The sequence below is a fragment of the Citrobacter sp. RHBSTW-00881 genome (assembly GCF_013728515.1).
GTDB classification, from domain to species: Bacteria; Pseudomonadota; Gammaproteobacteria; order Enterobacterales; family Enterobacteriaceae; genus Citrobacter; species Citrobacter braakii.
In genome coordinates, this window is sequence record NZ_CP056269.1 from 474,702 (window position 1) to 494,636 (window position 19,935).

Annotated in this window: 16 protein-coding genes; 10 read left to right on the forward strand and 6 right to left on the reverse strand. The window is 53.8% G+C overall.

What is annotated here, in order from left to right; translation table 11 throughout:
• Nucleotide 1: 1 nt before the first annotated feature.
• From accC to acuI, 5 genes are all read right to left on the reverse strand, one after another.
• A complete protein-coding gene (gene accC / locus HV311_RS02370) occupies nucleotides 2-1,351 on the reverse strand; it encodes an acetyl-CoA carboxylase biotin carboxylase subunit (RefSeq protein WP_003828838.1) in 1,350 nt (449 codons plus the stop codon).
• Between the two features lie 10 nt (nucleotides 1,352-1,361).
• Nucleotides 1,362-1,832, reverse strand: coding sequence for an acetyl-CoA carboxylase biotin carboxyl carrier protein (gene accB / locus HV311_RS02375; RefSeq protein WP_003025210.1), 471 nt, complete (start codon nucleotides 1,830-1,832; stop codon nucleotides 1,362-1,364).
• A gap of 392 nt (nucleotides 1,833-2,224) precedes the next feature.
• A complete protein-coding gene (gene msrQ, locus HV311_RS02380; RefSeq protein WP_016157592.1) occupies nucleotides 2,225-2,824 on the reverse strand; it encodes a protein-methionine-sulfoxide reductase heme-binding subunit MsrQ in 600 nt (199 codons plus the stop codon).
• Nucleotides 2,825-3,829 (reverse strand): protein-methionine-sulfoxide reductase catalytic subunit MsrP, encoded by a 1,005-nt coding sequence (msrP, locus tag HV311_RS02385; protein ID WP_094761400.1) that lies wholly within the window; start codon nucleotides 3,827-3,829, stop codon nucleotides 2,825-2,827. It abuts the gene before it with no gap.
• A 119-nt stretch (nucleotides 3,830-3,948) separates the two neighbouring features.
• Complete coding sequence (gene acuI, locus HV311_RS02390) at nucleotides 3,949-4,923, reverse strand: acrylyl-CoA reductase (NADPH) (RefSeq protein WP_047358541.1); 975 nt, start codon at nucleotides 4,921-4,923, stop codon at nucleotides 3,949-3,951.
• 225 nt (nucleotides 4,924-5,148) lie between these two features.
• Here acuI and csrD point away from each other — a divergent pair, with 225 nt between their 5' ends.
• The 8 genes from csrD to tldD all read left to right on the forward strand — a co-directional run bounded on the left by csrD (nucleotide 5,149) and on the right by tldD (nucleotide 17,583).
• Nucleotides 5,149-7,089, forward strand: coding sequence for an RNase E specificity factor CsrD (gene csrD / locus HV311_RS02395; RefSeq protein WP_191220673.1), 1,941 nt, complete (start codon nucleotides 5,149-5,151; stop codon nucleotides 7,087-7,089).
• A 306-nt stretch (nucleotides 7,090-7,395) separates the two neighbouring features.
• Complete coding sequence (gene mreB, locus HV311_RS02400; RefSeq protein ID WP_000913396.1) at nucleotides 7,396-8,439, forward strand: rod shape-determining protein MreB; 1,044 nt, start codon at nucleotides 7,396-7,398, stop codon at nucleotides 8,437-8,439.
• A gap of 64 nt (nucleotides 8,440-8,503) precedes the next feature.
• Nucleotides 8,504-9,526, forward strand: a complete 1,023-nt coding sequence (gene mreC / locus HV311_RS02405; protein ID WP_046275078.1) for a rod shape-determining protein MreC — start codon at nucleotides 8,504-8,506, stop codon at nucleotides 9,524-9,526.
• Nucleotides 9,527-10,015: a rod shape-determining protein MreD gene (gene mreD, locus HV311_RS02410; RefSeq protein ID WP_003025196.1), complete on the forward strand. Its 489-nt coding sequence runs from the start codon at nucleotides 9,527-9,529 to the stop codon at nucleotides 10,013-10,015.
• A gap of 7 nt (nucleotides 10,016-10,022) precedes the next feature.
• A complete protein-coding gene (locus tag HV311_RS02415) occupies nucleotides 10,023-10,616 on the forward strand; it encodes a Maf family protein (protein ID WP_191220674.1) in 594 nt (197 codons plus the stop codon).
• A complete protein-coding gene (gene rng, locus HV311_RS02420) occupies nucleotides 10,606-12,075 on the forward strand; it encodes a ribonuclease G (protein WP_003828822.1) in 1,470 nt (489 codons plus the stop codon). The genes HV311_RS02415 and rng overlap by 11 nt, the downstream gene beginning before the upstream one ends.
• Before the next feature lie 114 nt (nucleotides 12,076-12,189).
• Entirely contained in the window at nucleotides 12,190-15,990 is a 3,801-nt protein-coding gene (yhdP, locus tag HV311_RS02425) for an AsmA2 domain-containing protein YhdP (RefSeq protein ID WP_191220675.1), read from the forward strand.
• A gap of 147 nt (nucleotides 15,991-16,137) precedes the next feature.
• Nucleotides 16,138-17,583, forward strand: coding sequence for a metalloprotease TldD (tldD, locus tag HV311_RS02430; RefSeq protein WP_016154713.1), 1,446 nt, complete (start codon nucleotides 16,138-16,140; stop codon nucleotides 17,581-17,583).
• Nucleotides 17,584-17,677: 94 nt separating this feature from the next.
• Here the strand turns inward: tldD and aaeR are convergent, their stop codons facing one another.
• The gene (aaeR, locus tag HV311_RS02435; RefSeq protein ID WP_016157586.1) at nucleotides 17,678-18,607 is read right to left on the reverse strand and encodes an HTH-type transcriptional activator AaeR; all 930 of its coding nucleotides are present in this window, start codon (nucleotides 18,605-18,607) and stop codon (nucleotides 17,678-17,680) included.
• 184 nt (nucleotides 18,608-18,791) lie between these two features.
• Here aaeR and aaeX point away from each other — a divergent pair, with 184 nt between their 5' ends.
• Together aaeX and aaeA are read left to right on the forward strand one after the other, a co-directional pair.
• Nucleotides 18,792-18,995 (forward strand): p-hydroxybenzoic acid efflux pump operon protein AaeX, encoded by a 204-nt coding sequence (gene aaeX / locus HV311_RS02440; protein WP_003025177.1) that lies wholly within the window; start codon nucleotides 18,792-18,794, stop codon nucleotides 18,993-18,995.
• A 7-nt stretch (nucleotides 18,996-19,002) separates the two neighbouring features.
• Nucleotides 19,003-19,935 carry a p-hydroxybenzoic acid efflux pump subunit AaeA gene (gene aaeA / locus HV311_RS02445; RefSeq protein ID WP_016154711.1) on the forward strand — a complete coding sequence of 311 codons (933 nt, stop codon included), beginning with the start codon at nucleotides 19,003-19,005 and terminating at the stop codon, nucleotides 19,933-19,935.

The following is a 19,935-nucleotide window of genomic DNA, read 5'->3' on the forward strand; positions in this document are numbered from 1 at the left end:
CTTACTTTTCCTGAAGTCCGAGTTTTTTCTCCAGATAGTGGATATTGGTTCCACCGTGCTGGAAATGCTCGTCATTCATGATGCGGATCTGCAGATCAACGTTGGTTTTGATACCGTCGATGATCAGTTCCTGCAATGCGTTTTTCATACGGGCGATCGCTACGTCGCGGTTTTCGCCATAGCAGATCAGCTTACCGATCATTGAGTCATAGTACGGAGGTACGGTGTAGCCTGCGTAAATATGAGACTCCCAGCGCACACCAAAGCCACCCGGCGCGTGGAAACGCGTGATTTTACCCGGGCTTGGCAGGAAGGTGTTCGGGTCTTCGGCGTTGATACGGCATTCTACCGCATGGCCTTTAACCACAACTTCATCCTGCTTGATGGACAGCGGTTGTCCCGCAGCGATGCGCAGCTGCTCTTTGATCAGGTCAACGCCGGTGATCATTTCGGTTACCGGGTGTTCAACCTGAATACGGGTGTTCATTTCAATGAAGTAGAACTCGCCGTTTTCGAACAGGAACTCGAAAGTACCTGCCCCGCGATAGCCGATATCAACGCACGCTTTGGCGCAACGCTCGCCGATGTAGCGACGCAGTTCCGGAGTAATGCCTGGTGCTGGTGCTTCTTCGACGACTTTCTGGTGACGACGCTGCATGGAGCAGTCACGTTCTGCCAGATAAATCGCGTTACCCTGACCGTCTGCCAGCACCTGAATTTCGATGTGGCGTGGGTTTTCCAGGTACTTCTCCATGTAAACCATGTCGTTGTTGAAAGCCGCTTTCGCTTCCGCTTTGGTCATGGAGATGGATTGTGCCAGTTCGGCATCGCTGCGCACGACGCGCATACCGCGACCGCCGCCGCCGCCGGAGGCTTTGATAATAACCGGATAACCGATGCGTTTAGCATGAGCGCGGTTAGCGTCCATGTCGTCGCCCAGCGGGCCGTCAGAGCCTGGGACTGTCGGTACGCCAGCTTTCTTCATCGCGGTAATTGCGGACACTTTGTCGCCCATCAGGCGGATGGTGTCGGCTTTCGGGCCGATGAAGATAAAGCCGGAACGTTCTACCTGTTCAGCAAAGTTGGCATTCTCAGAGAGGAAGCCATAACCCGGGTGAATTGCCACTGCGCCGGTGATTTCAGCAGCGCTAATGATAGCCGGGATGTTCAGATAGCTTTTTACGGACGGAGCCGGGCCAATACAGACCGTCTCATCCGCCAGCAATACGTGTTTTAAATCGCGATCCGCGCTTGAATGCACAGCGACAGTCTTGATGCCCAGCTCTTTACAGGCACGCAGAATACGCAGGGCGATCTCACCGCGGTTGGCGATAACAATTTTATCCAACATGTTCGCCTCGTTATTCGATGACGACCAGCGGCTCGTCAAATTCAACCGGTTGACCGCTTTCTACCAGAATCGCTTTCACTACACCGGATTTGTCGGCTTCGATCTGGTTCATCATTTTCATGGCTTCAACGATGCACAGGGTATCGCCCGCATTCACTTTCTGGCCGATTTCGATGAACGCTTTCGCATCTGGGCTCGGGGTGCGGTAGAACGTACCAACCATTGGGGAGCGTACGATGTGACCACTGATTTCCGCTGCTGCCGGAGCTTCCATACTTGGAGAGGCAGTTTGTGCGACAGCGTTAGACAAAGCTGGCTGCTGCATCACTGGTGCAGCATAAGCCTGTTGCATCATTGGAAAACTTGCAGCTGGCGCCGCACGGCTGATGCGTACAGACTCTTCGCCTTCAGAAATTTCCAGTTCGGAGATGCCTGATTCTTCAACCAGCTCGATCAGTTTTTTAATCTTACGAATATCCATGAGTGGGTTCCGTACTCTTTGTTTAGTGAGATTGTGACAAGCGTTTTACCGCCGTCTGTATAGCATTTTTATAACAGTGAGTGACAAGATGCCACGCATCTCAGGCATTGCACTGGGTGCGGTTGCCATTAAGTGAGATTGCCAGACTTGTTAGTCATTGTGCGGCTATCTTCTGCCATTTTCGGGTAAAAGACAAAATATACCTTCAACATGCGAATGTCACCCTTTCAGCGCTCTAAAAACGCTACCGGGGATAGCAAAGTCGCACATTATAACTATTTCGTAGCAATTGGCAGCTAAATACTGGTCTTATCAGGGAAGATAATCAACCGTTAACATGTAAAGAAAATCGGATCGTCCACATTTTGTAACGCACTGCACATAACGTGAAACTACCGCCACCACTGGCGAAACTTCTTGTAACGGCAGGCTAACAACACCACAGCGAGTGCTGCATAAATAATCGGTTGAGGGGAGATAATTTTTACCGACCACAGATAATGTATGGGTGCCAGGATCGCCACAAGATAGACGAAGTTGTGCAAATACTGCCAATTTTTGCCCAGTTTTCGCTGAGCCGACTGGGTGGAGGTTAACGTGAGGGCGAATAATATGCCCCAACTGGCAATGCCCAGCATCAAATAAGGTCGCGTGATTAATTCCCGTCCTAACAGCGCCAGATTATGAATGCCCAGTTCCAGGAGTGCGTAGCTGGTTAAATGCAACGTTGCCCAGGCGAAACACCATAGCCCTAACAGGCGCCGTGTGCGTATCAATAATGGCTGTTTAGCGTAGCGCGCGAGGGGAGAGACCAGCAAGGTCGCCAGCAAGAATTTCAGAGCTGTCCTACCGGTAAAGTGCTGGATATCTTTGACCGGGTCTGCGCTCAGACCACCGTGATTCACCGCCCAAAATAGCCAGACAAACGGTAAAAAGCCGGCAAGGTGCAGGCAAACTTTCAGCCCGGTAATGTGCTTTGCAGTCAGGCGCACTCAAAAATTCTCCTGCAGGTTAAGACCACGGTACAGCGAAGCGACCTCGTCGGCGTAACCGTTAAACAGCAGCGTGGGTTGGCGCTGAACGTCCAGAATACCGCCTGCGCCAATAAAACGCTCAGTGGCCTGGGACCAGCGCGGGTGATCGACATGCGGATTCACGTTGGCATAAAATCCATATTCATTGGGGGCGGCCAGATTCCAGGTTGTCGGGGGGCGTTCGCGGGTTAGTTTAATACTCACGATCGACTTAATGCCTTTAAATCCGTATTTCCACGGCACAATTAAGCGAATGGGCGCGCCATTTTGTGGGGGAAGAGCTTTTCCATAAACCCCCACGGTAAGCAGAGTGAGTGGATGCATAGCTTCATCCAGACGCAGTCCTTCAACATAGGGATACTTCAGCCCGCCGCCAATAAAGCGATCTTTTTGTCCTGGCATCTCATCCGGCGCGTAGATCGTTTCGAAGGCGACATATTTTGCGTTGCTGGTGGGTTCAACCTGCGCCAGCAGTTTATGTAACGGAAAACCAATCCACGGCACGACCATTGACCAGGCTTCCACACAGCGCATCCGGTAAATCCGTTCTTCCAGTGGGAAACGGGCGGTCAGCGCATCGTGATCGAGGGTGAGTGGTTTTGCCACCTCACCACTGATTTTTAACGTCCACGGATCGGTTTTCAGACCGCCAGCATTGGCTGCCGGATCCGCTTTATCGAGACCGAACTCATAGAAGTTGTTGTAGCCAGAAACTTTATCCGCTGGCGTTAAAGGAAGCGAATTTTGCCAGGCTGCGGGTTTACTGAAATCAAGCGGCTTACCCGCGGGCGCGGGCGGGCGGTCATTCCCCTTAAACCAGCTAAGAAGGTCAGCCTGCGCAGAGAGGGGGAAAGACAACGCGGCGGCGCTGATTCCTAATGCTTTCAGTACCTGGCGGCGTTGCATAAAAAAAGCCGACTCGTCAGTGACGTCGGCTTCTGTAAATGGACGTAATTTCTTCATAACAGACTCCCGGCTTACGCGTCATAACTGACAGGGGACGCGTAGTTAATATGGCAGGGAGTCTGTAGATATGCCGCGAAATTTCGTTAATTAAGTGTAAATTTCTGCGCCAGAGCCTGTTACTTCACCTTCACCAGCGTACGACCTTGCACCTGGTTATTGATGATGGCATCGGCAAACTTCGGCGCATCCGCCAGCGTAATCTCCGTGGCGGCCTGAGCATAGAAAGAGTCCGGTAGATCCTTAACCAGACGCGCCCAGGCTTCTGCCCGGCGTGCCGGCGGGGTCATCACCGAGTCCACCCCTTGCAAACGAACGTTACGCAGAATAAATGGCATCACCGTCGTCGGCAGAGCGAAACCGCCAGCCAGGCCGCAGGCGGCAACGCAGCCACCGTAGTTCATCTGTGCCAGGACTTTTGCCAGAACTTTGTCGCCAACGGTATCAACCGCACCAGCCCACAGCTGTTTTTCCAACGGGCGAGATTCAGCAAATTCATCGCGGCTAAGGATACGGTTAGCGCCCAGGCTCTTCAGGTAGTCGTGAGTGCTTTCGCGACCCGAAACCGCCGCAACCTGATAACCCAGCTTATGCAGTAATGCCACGGCCGTGCTGCCCACGCCGCCGCTGGCGCCGGTGACGACAATCTCACCGTCTTGCGGGCGAATACCTGCATCTTCAAGCGCCATGACGCACAGCATGGCGGTAAAGCCAGCGGTACCGATGACCATGGCTTTACGTCCGTCCAGCCCTTGTGGCAGCGCAACCAGCCAGTCGCCTTTCACGCGTGCGCGTTCGGCCAGTCCACCCCAATGATTTTCACCCACGCCCCAGCCGGTCAGTAAAACTTCCTGACCTGCATGAAAACGGGGATCTTCGCTTGCGCGCACGGTACCGGCGAAATCGATACCAGGAATCATCGGAAAATTGCGAATGATTTTACCCTTGCCGGTGATAGCCAGGGCGTCTTTATAGTTCAGGCTTGACCAGTGGACATCCACCGTCACATCGCCTTCCGGTAGCTGATTTTCGTCGAGGGGTTGAACGGATGCGAGGGTTTTTCCGTCCTGCTGTTCTAAGATCAAAGCCTGCATAACCTGTCCTCAATTCGTATAGTGGATTGGAAAATTATTAATGAAGACTATACTCGCTAATCAAAACATGATGCCGATTCCGCGCAATAAATTGCCAGATATACCTAATTTGGTAGTATGCCCACACTGTTTGTATAAATGGACGGATTTTGCGTTCAGTTTTGCATTTTCGCGCCGCTTTATCACTTTCATGCCTGTTTCATAACTGTCGGAGTTAACACAAGGATGCGATTAACGACGAAATTTTCAGCTTTTGTGACGCTGCTTACAGGGTTAACGATCCTCGTGACTCTTATCGGCTGCTCGCTGAGTTTCTATAACGCGATTCAATATAAGTTCACCACCCGTGTTCAGGCGGTGGCGACAGCGATTGATACGCACCTTGTCTCCCGCGATGTCGTTGCGCTAACCCCGCAAATCGATGAACTGATGGTTTCGGTGGATATCGTGCGCGTCGAACTGCTACAGGGCGAACACGTGGTGTATGACCACTCCCGAACCAGCAGCTACCGCCCGGCGGGGACGAACAATCTGTATCGTGATGTCACCGTCCCGTTGGTCAAACACCCGGGCATGTCGCTGCGTCTGGTTTATCAGGATCCCATGGGCAACTATTTCCATTCGCTGATGACTACCGCGCCGCTCACGTTGGCGATTGCTTTCATTATATTGATGCTCTTTTTGTCTGTGCGCTGGCTTCAGCGTCAGCTTTCAGGTCAAGAGTTGCTGGAGATTCGTTCAACGCGCATTCTTAACGGCGAACGTGGACCGAACGTGCGGGGGACTGTTTATGAATGGCCTGCGCGTACCAGTAGCGCGCTCGATATGCTGCTGACCGAAATTCAAAGTGCCCGCGAGCAACGTAGCCGACTGGATACGCTGATTCGTTCCTATGTGGCGCAGGATACAAAAACCGGGCTAAGCAACCGCCTGTTCTTTGATAACCAACTGGCAACGCTGCTGGAAGATCAGGAAAAAGTGGGATCGCATGGCGTCGTGATGATGGTACGCCTGCCGGACTTTACGCTGCTGCGCGATAGCTGGGGAATTACCCTTGCGGAAGAACAAATTTCAACGCTAATCAATTTGTTGTCGACTTTTATGACGCGCTATCCGGGCGCGTTGCTGGCGCGCTACCACCGTAGCGATTTTGCCATCCTGTTGCCACACCGCACGCTGAAAGAGGCGGAAAGTATTGCCGGGCAATTATTAAAAGCGGTAGATGCGCTTCCGGCTAATAAAATGATCGACCGTGCCGATATGGTTCATATTGGCATTTGTGTTTGCCGCAGCGGTCAGTCGACGGAACAAGTGATGGATCACGCCGAAGCCGCCACGCGGAACTCGGTATTGCAGGGTGGGAACAGTTGGTCGGTCTATGATGACTCACTACCGGAAAAAGGTCGGGGTAACGTACGCTGGCGAACGCTGATCGAACAGATGCTCAGCCGGGGTGGACCAAGAATTTATCAAAAGCCTGCGGTAACCCGTGAAGGACGGGTGCACCACCGGGAGCTGATGTGCCGTATTTTTGATGGCAGCGAAGAGGTTATTTCGGCGGAATATATGCCGATGGTCCTGCAGTTTGGCCTGGCTGAAGAATATGACCGTCTGCAAATCAGCCGTCTGATCTTACTGTTGGGCTACTGGCCGCAGGAAAACCTGGCGATGCAGACAACGGTTGAATCGCTAATTCGCCCACGTTTTCAGCGCTGGCTACGTGATACGCTGATGCAGTGCGAAAAATCATTACGCAAACGCATAATTATTGAACTTGCTGAGGCAGATGTCTGTCAACATATCAGCCGGTTACAGCCCGTCATCAGATTGATGAATGCGCTGGGTGTGCGAATTGCCGTTACGCAGGCGGGTTTAACGCTGGTGAGCACCAGTTGGATCAAAGAGCTTAACGTTGAGTTATTGAAGCTGCATCCAAGCCTGGTGAGGAATATTGATAAGCGAACCGAAAACCAGCTCCTGGTGCAAAGCCTGGTGGAGGCTTGTTCTGGAACGCCAACGCAGGTTTACGCCACGGGCGTTCGTTCGCGAAGCGAGTGGCATACGCTGACGGAACGCGGAGTTGCGGGTGGGCAAGGGGATTTTTTTGCCGCATCACAGCCACTTGACACTAACGTGAAAAAATATTCGCAAAGATACTCGGTTTAACCTGCCGTTTAATTCGTTTTCACGTAGAATAACGCGCGCTGTGCCTTCTGGGGGTGTGCTTGTCTGCTCGCCAGGTTGTAACAGCAAACATGCAGGTGAATGACCTTTGACAGGTTGCAAACAAAAGCGAGGAGTGCTGCTGATTTATTCAGCCCTGATGGACTCAGGCCGATTTTGTAACAAAGGAAACGAACTGCACTAATTTTCACCGTAGCAGATGATTTTTGCGCCTTGTCGCTGCTGCGTGTGGTTGGTAAAGTAAGCGGATTTTGTTTTCCGCCCCAGCTTTCAGGATTATCCCTTAGTATGTTGAAAAAATTTCGTGGCATGTTTTCCAATGACCTGTCCATTGACCTGGGTACCGCGAATACCCTTATTTATGTAAAAGGACAAGGCATCGTATTGAATGAGCCTTCTGTTGTGGCCATTCGTCAGGATCGTGCCGGCTCGCCAAAAAGCGTAGCCGCAGTGGGCCATGACGCGAAGCAGATGCTGGGTCGTACACCGGGCAATATCGCTGCCATTCGCCCAATGAAAGACGGCGTTATCGCTGACTTCTTCGTGACTGAAAAAATGCTCCAGCACTTTATCAAACAAGTGCACAGCAATAGCTTCATGCGCCCAAGCCCGCGCGTACTGGTATGTGTACCGGTTGGAGCAACTCAGGTTGAACGCCGCGCGATCCGTGAATCCGCTCAGGGCGCAGGTGCCCGTGAAGTATTCCTGATCGAAGAGCCGATGGCGGCTGCGATCGGGGCGGGTCTGCCAGTTTCTGAAGCAACCGGTTCTATGGTTGTGGATATCGGTGGTGGTACAACTGAAGTTGCGGTTATCTCCCTGAACGGCGTGGTTTACTCCTCTTCTGTACGTATTGGCGGCGACCGCTTCGACGAAGCCATCATTAATTATGTTCGTCGTAACTACGGTTCTCTGATCGGTGAAGCCACCGCAGAACGTATTAAACACGAAATCGGTTCCGCTTATCCGGGCGACGAAGTGCGCGAGATCGAAGTTCGCGGCCGTAACCTGGCAGAAGGTGTTCCACGCGGCTTTACCCTGAACTCCAACGAGATTCTGGAAGCCCTGCAGGAACCGCTGACCGGTATCGTGAGCGCGGTGATGGTTGCACTGGAACAGTGTCCGCCAGAACTGGCGTCTGACATCTCCGAACGCGGCATGGTACTGACCGGTGGCGGTGCTCTGCTGCGTAACCTTGACCGTTTGTTAATGGAAGAAACCGGTATTCCAGTTGTTGTTGCTGAAGATCCGCTGACCTGCGTGGCGCGCGGTGGCGGCAAGGCGCTGGAAATGATCGATATGCACGGCGGCGACCTGTTCAGCGAAGAGTAATCGGATGCAGGTAGGGTAGCCCGCGGGTTGCCCTTCCGCTCTGATACGAGAATACGCATAGACTATGAAGCCAATTTTTAGCCGTGGCCCGTCGCTACAGATTCGCCTTATTCTGGCGGTGCTGGTGGCGCTCGGCGTTATTATTGCCGACAGCCGCCTGGGTACGTTTAGCCAAATCCGAACGTACATGGATACCGCCGTCAGTCCTTTCTACTTTATCTCAAATGGTCCTCGTGAATTACTCGACGGCGTTTCGCAAACGCTGGCTTCGCGTGACCAACTCGAACTTGAAAATCGGGCGTTGCGTCAGGAACTGCTGCTGAAAAACAGCGAGCTGCTGATGCTGGGGCAATATAAACAGGAGAACGCGCGTTTGCGTGAGCTGCTGGGATCGCCGCTGCGTCAGGACGAACAAAAGATGGTGACGCAGGTCATCTCAACGGTTAATGACCCTTACAGCGATCAGGTGGTGATCGACAAAGGGAGCGTTAACGGTGTCTACGAAGGTCAACCGGTTATTAGCGACAAAGGCGTTGTGGGTCAGGTCGTAGCGGTGGCTAAACTGACCAGCCGCGTGCTGCTGATTTGCGATGCGACGCATGCTCTGCCCATTCAGGTACTGCGTAACGATATCCGCGTGATCGCTGCCGGTAACGGCTGCACCGACGATCTTCAGCTCGAACACCTGCCGGCCAACACCGACATTCGCGTTGGCGATGTGCTGGTTACCTCGGGTCTGGGGGGACGTTTCCCTGAAGGCTATCCGGTTGGTGTTGTTTCTTCCGTTAAGCTGGACACTCAGCGCGCTTATACCGTGATTCAGGCACGCCCGACCGCGGGTCTGCAGCGTCTGCGTTATCTGCTGCTGTTGTGGGGCGCCGATCGTAACGGCGCAAATCCGATGACGCCAGAAGAAGTGCACCGCGTTGCCAATGAACGTCTGATGCAAATGATGCCGCAAGTTCTGCCTGCACCAGATGCCATGGGGCCGCCTGCACCAGTGCCAGCTCCCGCAGCAGGCGTGACTCCAGCGCCTGCGGGTACCACGCCGCCACAACCTGCTCCGCGTAAGCCGGGAGGACAGTAAGTGGCAAGCTATCGTAGCCAGGGACGTTGGGTGATTTGGCTCTCGTTCCTTATTGCACTGTTGCTGCAAGTCATGCCCTGGCCGGACGATATTCTGGTTTTCCGGCCAAACTGGGTACTGCTCATCTTGTTGTACTGGATCCTGGCGCTGCCGCATCGCGTAAATGTGGGCACGGGGTTTGTGGTGGGTGCCATACTGGATCTCATCAGCGGCTCCACGCTTGGCGTGCGCGCATTGTCGATGAGTATCATTGCTTATCTGGTCGCGCTGAAATTCCAGCTATTCCGTAACCTCGCGCTCTGGCAACAGGCGCTGGTGGTCATGCTGTTATCACTGGTCGTGGATATTATTGTTTTCTGGGCCGAGTTTTTAGTGATCAATGTCTCTTTCAGACCCGAAGTGTTCTGGAGTAGTGTAGTGAATGGTGTGCTTTGGCCATGGCTATTCTTACTGATGCGTAAAGTCCGTCAGCAGTTTGCGGTGCAATAAGGTTGATATGAATACTCTGTATCTTGCTTCTGGTTCTCCACGTCGTCAGGAACTGCTCGCTCAGCTTGGTGTTACCTTTGAACGGCTGGTGCCTGGGATTGAAGAACAGCGACACCCGCAGGAGAGCGCGCAGCAGTATGTTTCGCGTCTGGCACGCGAAAAAGCGCAGGCTGGCGTGGCGCTGGCGCAGCGCGATTTGCCGGTATTGGGTGCAGATACCATTGTTATCCTTAATGGCGAAGTGCTGGAAAAACCACACGACGTCGCCCATGCCGCAGTAATGCTGCGCAAACTGTCGGGCAAAACGCATCAGGTCATGACCGCCGTGGCATTGGCCGACCGCCGGCACAGTCTGGACTGTCTGGTGGTGACGGAAGTGACGTTCAGAGCACTAACCGATGAGGACATCGCGGGCTATGTTGCCAGCGGTGAACCAATGGATAAAGCAGGTGCATACGGTATTCAAGGGTTGGGTGGCTGTTTTGTCAGGAAGATCAATGGCAGCTATCACGCCGTAGTCGGCTTACCGCTGGTAGAAACGTATGAGTTGCTGACCAATTTTAACGCACTGCGTGAGAAAAGGGATAAACATGACGGCTGAATTGTTGGTAAACGTAACGCCATCGGAAACTCGGGTTGCTTACATTGATGGCGGTATTCTGCAGGAAATTCATATTGAACGTGAGGCGCGACGCGGAATCGTAGGCAATATCTACAAAGGTCGTGTAAGTCGTGTACTTCCGGGTATGCAGGCGGCTTTTGTAGATATTGGACTGGATAAAGCCGCATTTCTTCACGCTTCAGACATCATGCCGCACACCGAATGCGTGGCGGGTGAAGAACAAAAACAGTTCACCGTGCGCGACATTTCTGAACTGGTGCGCCAGGGCCAGGATCTGATGGTGCAGGTGGTAAAAGATCCGTTGGGTACTAAGGGCGCACGCCTGACGACGGACATCACGCTTCCTTCCCGTTACCTCGTCTTTATGCCGGGTGCTTCGCACGTTGGCGTTTCCCAACGTATCGAAAGCGAAACCGAACGCGAACGCCTGAAAAAAGTGGTGGCGGATTACTGCGATGAACAGGGCGGATTCATCATTCGCACAGCGGCGGAAGGCGTCTGCGAGGAGGATCTAGCCTCGGATGCTGCCTACCTGAAGCGCGTCTGGACTAAAGTCATGGAGCGTAAAAAGCGCCCGCAAACGCGCTACCAGATGTACGGCGAACTGGCGCTGGCGCAGCGCGTGTTGCGTGATTTTGCTGATGCCCAGCTTGACCGGATCCGCGTTGACTCTCGTCTTACTTATGAAGCGTTGCTGGAGTTCACAGCGGAATATATCCCCGAGATGACCAGCAAGCTGGAACATTACAGCGGACGCCAGCCCATTTTTGATCTCTTTGACGTTGAGAATGAAATCCAGCGCGCGCTGGAACGCAAGGTTGAACTGAAATCTGGCGGCTATCTGATCATCGATCAAACTGAAGCAATGACCACCGTCGATATCAATACCGGAGCGTTTGTTGGGCATCGTAATCTCGACGACACTATCTTTAATACTAATATTGAAGCAACGCAGGCCATTGCTCGTCAGTTGCGTCTGCGTAACCTCGGCGGCATTATCATTATCGATTTTATCGACATGAATAATGAAGATCACCGTCGACGGGTGCTGCACTCTCTGGAACAGGCGCTGAGCAAGGATCGCGTAAAAACCAGCATCAACGGTTTTTCTCAGCTGGGCCTGGTGGAGATGACGCGCAAACGCACGCGTGAAAGCGTGGAGCATGTGTTGTGCAACGAGTGTCCGACCTGTCATGGGCGCGGTACGGTGAAAACCGTGGAAACTGTATGCTATGAAATCATGCGCGAAATCGTGCGGGTACACCATGCATATGACTCCGATCGTTTCCTGGTTTATGCATCTCCGGCAGTGGCTGAAACCCTGAAGGGTGAAGAGTCACATGCGTTGGCGGAAGTGGAAATCTTTGTCGGCAAACAGGTTAAAGTACAAGTCGAACCGCTGTATAACCAGGAGCAGTTCGACGTTGTCATGATGTAATCTGGCCTGGTAAACGCCCAATGGCGATACCTTGCAGGCCGGAGAAGGCGTTCACGCCGCCATCCGGCAAGACGGTTTTGTGAGTCACATTTTTTGGTAGACAAGGAGAGGCGCGTGAGGCGATTGCCGGGGATATTACTGCTCACTGGAGCCGCATTCGTTGTCATCGCAGCGCTGCTGGTCAGTGGGCTGCGCCTTGCGCTGCCTCATCTTGATAGCTGGCGTCCGGCCATCCTTGACAAGATTGAATCCGCTACCGGTCTGCCCGTCTCCGCCAGCCAACTTTCCGCTAGCTGGCAAAATTTCGGTCCTACTCTTGAAGCGCGCGATATCCATGCGCAGCTTAAAGATGGCGGTGAATTTTCGGTAAAGCGGGTCACATTAGCGCTGGATGTCTGGCAAAGCTTGCTGCACATGCGCTGGCAGTTTCGCGATCTCACCTTCTGGCAGTTGCAACTGCGTACCAATACCCCCATCCAGCGCAGCGAAAGCGGTGATGGAATTGAAGCCGGCCACCTGAGCGATCTCTTCCTGCGTCAGTTTGATCATTTCGATCTACGCGACAGCCAGATTAGCTTTTTAACCCTCTCAGGCCAGCGTGCAGAACTGGCGATCCCGCAGCTTACCTGGCTTAACGGTAAAAACCGACATCGCGCTGAAGGGCAGGTCAGTCTCTCCAGTCTGACCGGGCAGCACGGTGTTATGCAGGTTCGAATGGATCTGCGTGATGACAACGGGCTGTTGAATAACGGTCGGGTCTGGTTGCAGGCCGACGATATTGACGTCAAGCCGTGGCTGGGTAAATGGATGCAGGATAATGTCGCGTTGCAAACCGCGCGTTTTAGCCTGGAAGCATGGATGACGATCAGAAAAGGTGCCGTTTCCGGCGGCGATGTCTGGCTGAAAAAAGGTGGGGCAAGTTGGCTGGGAGAGAGTCGTACGCACACGCTCTCCGTCGATAACCTGACGGCGCACATCAGCCGCGAACAGTCGGGCTGGCAATTCTCCATTCCCGATACCCGTATCACGATGGATGATAAACCCTGGCCAAGCGGGGCGTTAACGCTGGCCTGGATCCCTGAACAGGAAGTCGGCGGCGAGAATAACAAACGCAGCGACGAGCTACGCATCCGCGCCAGCAATCTGGAGCTGGCCGGGTTAGAAGGGCTGCGTCCGATGGCGGCCAAGTTATCGCCTGCGCTGGGTGATATCTGGCGGGCCACGCAGCCGAGCGGCAAAATAGATGTGCTGGCGCTGGATATCCCGTTACAGGCAACAGAAAAAACCCGCTTCCAGTCCTCGTGGACCAATCTGGCCTGGAAACAGTGGAAGCTGCTGCCAGGGGCAGAGCATTTCTCCGGTACGCTTGCGGGCAGCGTTGAAAACGGGGCGCTCACTGCTTCCATGAAGCAAGCTAAAATGCCGTATGAAACCGTCTTTCGCGCACCGCTGGAAATAGAGGACGGCGTAGCGACGCTAAGCTGGCTGAAGAATGATAAAGGTTTCCAGTTAGATGGGCGCAATATTGATGTTAAAGCGAAAGCGGTACACGCACGCGGTGGTTTTCGCTATCTGCAGCCCGCCAATGATGAGCCATGGTTGGGCATTCTGGCAGGTATCAGCACCGACGATGGCTCTCAGGCCTGGCGTTACTTCCCGGAAAACCTGATGGGCAAAGAGCTGGTTGATTACCTCAGCGGCGCTATTCAGGGCGGCGAAGCGGATAACGCCACGTTGGTGTATGGCGGCGACCCGCATCTGTTCCCGTATCTACACAATGAAGGGCAGTTCCAGGTACTGGTGCCGCTTCGCAATGCGAAGTTTGCTTTCCAGCCCGACTGGCCCGCGCTGACTGACCTTAATATTGAACTGAACTTCATTAACGACGGCCTGTGGATGAAGACCGATAGCGTTAATCTGGGCGGCGTGAAGGCCAGTAATCTGACGGCTAACATCCCCGACTATGCCAAAGAAAAACTGCTGATTGATGCCGACATCAACGGGCCGGGCAAGGCGGTTGGACCTTATTTTGATGAGACGCCATTGAAGGATTCACTCGGCGCTACGCTTGAGCAGTTGCAGATTGACGGCGATGTGAATGCTCGCTTACATCTTGATATTCCGTTAGACGGCTCGCTGGTTACCGCCAAAGGTGACGTCAACCTGCGTAATAACAGCCTGTTTATTAAACCGCTCGACAGCACGCTGAAGAATTTGAATGGTAAATTCAGCTTTATCAACGGCGATCTGAAGAGCGAGCCGATGACCGCGAACTGGTTTAATCAGCCGCTGAACGTCGACTTTTCCACGACCGAAGGGGCGAAAGCCTATCAGGTAGCCGTGAATCTGCAAGGTGACTGGCAGCCAAGCCGCATGGGGATTTTACCGACGCAGGTCAACGACGCGTTGAATGGCAGCATAGCGTGGAATGGCAAGGTAGGAATCGATCTTCCGTATCATGCCGGGCCGACCTACAACGTTGAGTTAAAGGGCGACCTCAAGAATGTAAGTAGTCACTTACCTTCTCCGCTGAATAAGGCGGCCGGTGAGGCGTTGCCGGTGAACGTTAAGGCCAACGGCAATCTGCGCAGCTTTGATCTGACCGGCAACGCTGGCAGCAAGAATCATTTTAATAGCCGCTGGCTGCTGAATCAGAAACTGACGCTTGACCGCGCAATCTGGGCGTCGGAAAGCCGCACCGTGCCAGCGTTACCCGATCAACAAGGCATAGAGCTTAATCTTCCCCCTATGGATGGCGCGCAATGGCTGGCGTTATTCCAGAAAGGCGCTGTGGATAACGTGGGCAGCAACGCTAACTTCCCGCAGCGCATCACGGTGCGTACGCCATCGTTATCCCTGGGCGGTCAACAGTGGAATAATTTGAGTATCGTTTCTGAGCCTGCGAGCAATGGCTCCACCGTGCAGGCGCAGGGCCGTGAAATTAACGCCACGCTGGCTATGCGCAATAATGCGCCGTGGCTGGCCAATATTAAGTATCTTTATTACAACCCAAGTGCGGCAAAACCGTCACAAAATAGTACGCCAGCCTCGCCGTTCTCAGCCATCGACAACGTCAGCTTCCGTGGCTGGCCGGACCTTCAGCTGCGCTGTGCCGAGTGCTGGATGTGGGGACAGAAATACGGGCGCATTGACGCCGATGTAGCGATTAAAGGCGACACGCTCACCTTGAGTAACGGTCTGTTGGATACGGGTTTTGCCAGACTGACCACCGACGGCGTGTGGGTGAATGCGCCGGGCAAGGAGCGAACGTCGCTGAAGGGTAAACTGAGCGGCAATAAAATTGACTCCGCAGCTGGTTTCTTTGGCGTATCAACGCCGATTCGCAATTCTTCATTCAACGTGGAGTATGATCTGCATTGGCGTAATCCGCCGTGGGATCCTGATGTAGCCTCGCTGAATGGTATTTTGCGTACCCGGCTGGGCAAAGGCGAACTTACCGAACTCAGTACCGGACATGCGGGGCAACTGTTACGTCTGCTAAGCTTCGATGCGTTACTGCGTAAACTGCGCTTTGATTTTAGCGACACCTTCAGCGAAGGCTTCTATTTCGACTCGATTCGCAGCACGGCGTGGATCAAAGATGGTGTGATGCATACCGACGACACGCTGGTGGACGGTCTGGAAGCCGATATTGCGATGAAAGGTTCAGTGAACCTGGTACGCCGGGATCTGGACATGGAAGCCATCGTTGCACCAGAAATATCTGCCACCGTAGGCGTTGCCGCCGCGTTTGCCGTCAACCCGATTGTTGGTGCGGCGGTGTTTGCCGCCAGTAAGGTGCTGGGGCCGCTGTGGAGCAAAGTCTCGATTCTGCGCTATCGCATCACCGGTCCGGTCGATAAGCCGCAAATTAACGAAGTTCTGCGTCAGCCGCGCAAAGAAAGCCAGCAATGATTTGACGGGGGCGAGTAATTGCCCCAATCTCAGTACATAGTATTGCCGGATGGCGCAGCGCTTATCCGGCCTACAGCAGCCTAACAACGTAGGCCGGATAAGGCGTTTTTTCCGCTATCCGGCAGAATTAAATGAGTAATCAAAACGATGAGTCTGAACCTGGTAAGTGAACAATTGCTAGCGGCAAATGGCCTGAAACATCAGGATCTGTTTGCCATCCTGGGCCAACTGGCCGAACGCCGTCTTGATTACGGCGATCTCTATTTTCAGTCGAGCTATCACGAATCCTGGGTTTTAGAAGACCGCATCATTAAAGATGGTTCTTACAATATCGATCAGGGCGTTGGCGTGCGCGCCATCAGCGGCGAGAAAACAGGGTTTGCCTATGCAGACCAGATTAGCCTGTTGGCGCTGGAACAAAGCGCTCATGCCGCGCGTACTATCGTGCGTGACAACGGTGACGGCAAAGTAAAAACGCTGGGGGCCGTGGAGCATCAGGCGCTTTACACCTCGGTTGATCCGTTGCAGAGCATGAGCCGTGAAGAAAAACTCGATATCCTGCGCCGCGTAGACAACGTGGCCCGTGCAGCCGACAAACGCGTCCAGGAAGTGACCGCCAGCCTGACCGGTGTTTATGAACTGATCCTGGTGGCCGCGACTGATGGTACGCTGGCCGCTGACGTCCGCCCGCTGGTACGTTTGTCCGTAAGCGTACAGGTCGAAGAGGACGGTAAGCGTGAGCGCGGCGCCAGCGGTGGCGGCGGTCGTTTTGGCTATGACTATTTCCTTGGCGACCTTGATGGTGAAGTCCGTGCCGACGCGTGGGCGAAAGAGGCCGTACGGATGGCGTTAGTCAATCTGTCCGCGGTAGCAGCGCCTGCTGGTACGCTGCCGGTAGTACTCGGCGCTGGCTGGCCTGGCGTTCTGCTGCATGAAGCGGTCGGTCATGGTCTGGAAGGTGATTTTAACCGCCGTGGCACCTCGGTATTCAGCGGTCACATGGGTGAACTGGTGGCATCAGAACTGTGTACCGTTGTGGATGATGGCACAATGGCGGACCGTCGTGGTTCCGTGGCTATCGATGACGAAGGGACACCGGGTCAGTACAACGTGCTGATCGAAAACGGCATTCTGAAAGGCTACATGCAGGACAAACTGAATGCGCGCCTGATGGGCGTAGCGCCAACGGGTAACGGTCGCCGTGAATCTTACGCGCACTTGCCGATGCCGCGTATGACCAACACCTATATGCTGCCGGGGAAATCCACGCCGCAGGAAATCATCGAATCCGTTGAATACGGTATTTATGCGCCTAACTTTGGCGGCGGTCAGGTGGATATCACCTCCGGGAAATTTGTATTCTCGACGTCCGAAGCGTATCTGATTGAAAACGGTAAAGTGACCAAACCGGTGAAAGGCGCAACGCTGATTGGCTCCGGTATCGAAGCGATGCAGCAGATTTCGATGGTGGGTAACGACCTGAAACTGGATAACGGGGTTGGCGTTTGCGGTAAAGAAGGACAGAGCTTGCCGGTGGGCGTGGGCCAGCCGACGCTGAAGGTGGATAACTTGACCGTAGGTGGCACCGCGTAACGACCCGGTCGCCGGATAGCGCTCAGCGTATCCGGCCTGGAATGTGTGCTGGCACTGAATGTAGGCCCGGTAAGCAAAGCGCTACCGGGCTTTTTTATTTCTCTTTTCCCCGGCCGTACATCCCCTGAAACAACTGCGCCACATCGACAAAATAATCCGTCAGATAATTAATCACCACCTGGACCTTGAGCGGTAGTTTGTCTTTTTCGGTATACAGTGCATAGACCGGACGTGGATCCGACTGGTAGCGGGGCAGCAGGATCTCCACTTCGCCACGATTGATCTCATTGATCACCCACATCAGCGGCACATAGGCAATGCCCGCGCCTGCGGCCAGCCAGCGCACCAGCGTCATCGGATCGTTAGTCACGAAGCGCCCCTCCGGGATCAGGCGGGTAGAGATCCCCTCCGGAGCGATAAGTTCGAATTCATTATCCGGGCGCACGCTGTATTCCAGCCACGAGTGGTTGCTGAGATCGGCGGGTTTTTCCGGCACGCCAAACTGCGCGAGATAGCTTTTAGCGGCGCAGACCACCATCGGCATGGTTCCCAGGCGACGTGAAAACAGGCTGGAGTCCTGCAACGCGCCGACGCGAATAACCACGTCCAGACCGTCGGCGATTAAATCCGGTGCCGGGATGCCTGTTACCAGATTTACCGTCAATCCTGGATACTCTTTCAGCATCGTTGCGGTCAACCCGGCGAGGACATTTTGTGCCATGGTTGAAGAACAACCAATGCGCAAGGTGCCGATGGGCGTGTTGTTAAAGGCATAAAGCTGCTCGTGAACATCCTGTGCTTCGTGCAGCATCCGGCGGCAGCCCTGATAATAAATTTTACCGGCTTCGGTTAGCCCAATGCTGCGTGTGCTGCGGTTTAGCAGCTTGACCTGTAGCTCATCTTCCAGTTTAGAGACCGTCTGGCTTATCGATGAAACGCTCATTTGTAGCTGTCTTGCGGCGGCGGTGAAGGAGCCCAGTTCGACAACTTTGGCAAACACCGACATACGTTTTAATCGTTCCATTGTTCACTCTGACTTAAAAGTGATTTAGATCACATAATATAGATAACAGCATAACAGTTACGTTAATATATTATTATTCAAATAACAGCTATGTCGCTCTCGCCTGGCTCATCCTTGCCCTTCTCTGCGGTGACATACGCTAGAAAATCTATCACCTGCACTCTCTTAAGCTACCAAGGTCAACATGAGTCTGTTTCCCGTTATCGTGGTGTTTGGTCTGTCCTTCCCACCGATTTTTTTCGAATTACTTTTGTCACTGGCGATTTTCTGGCTGGTGCGCCGGGTACTGGTTCCAACTGGCATCTATGATTTTGTCTGGCACCCGGCTCTGTTTAACACCGCGCTGTATTGCTGCCTGTTCTATTTAATAACGCGCCTGTTCGTTTGAGGTTGAAGTGAAAACACTAACAAGAAAACTCTCCCGTACGGCCACGACTCTCGTACTGGTCATTCTGGCCTTCATCGCCATTTTCCGCGCATGGGTGTTCTACACCGAGTCGCCGTGGACGCGTGATGCGCGCTTCAGCGCCGACGTTGTGGCAATAGCCCCGGATGTCGCCGGGCTTATCACTAACGTCAACGTTCATGATAATCAACTGGTGAAGAAAGACCAGGTTCTGTTTACCATCGATCAGCCGCGCTATAAAAAAGCGCTCGAAGAAGCGGAAGCAGACGTCGCCTACTATCAGGTGTTATCACAGGAAAAACGCCAGGAGGCCAGCCGTCGTAATCGGCTGGGCGTGCAGGCTATGTCTCGTGAAGAGATTGACCAGTCAAACAATGTCCTGCAAACCGTATTACACCAGCTTGCGAAGGCGCAGGCGACCCGCGACCTGGCGAAATTAGATCTGGAACGTACCGTCATTCGCGCGCCAGCAGATGGCTGGGTGACTAACCTGAACGTCTACAGCGGCGAATTTATTACTCGCGGCTCTACGGCGGTGGCGTTGGTCAAACAGCATTCTTTTTATGTGCTGGCCTATATGGAAGAAACCAAGCTGGAAGGCGTCCGCCCTGGGTATCGCGCAGAGATCACCCCGCTGGGCAGTAATCATGTGCTGAAGGGCACCGTTGATAGCGTGGCGGCTGGCGTAACGAATGCCAGCAGCACTCGGGACGCAAAGGGTATGGCGACCATTGATTCCAATCTTGAATGGGTGCGCCTGGCGCAGCGTGTACCGGTGCGAATTCGTCTTGATGAGCAGCAGGGCACCCTGTGGCCTGCGGGGACTACGGCTACCGTCGTCATTACCGGCAAGCAGGATCGCGATGCAAGCCGGGAATCCTTCTTCCGTAAAATGGCGCACCGCCTGCGCGAGTTTGGCTAA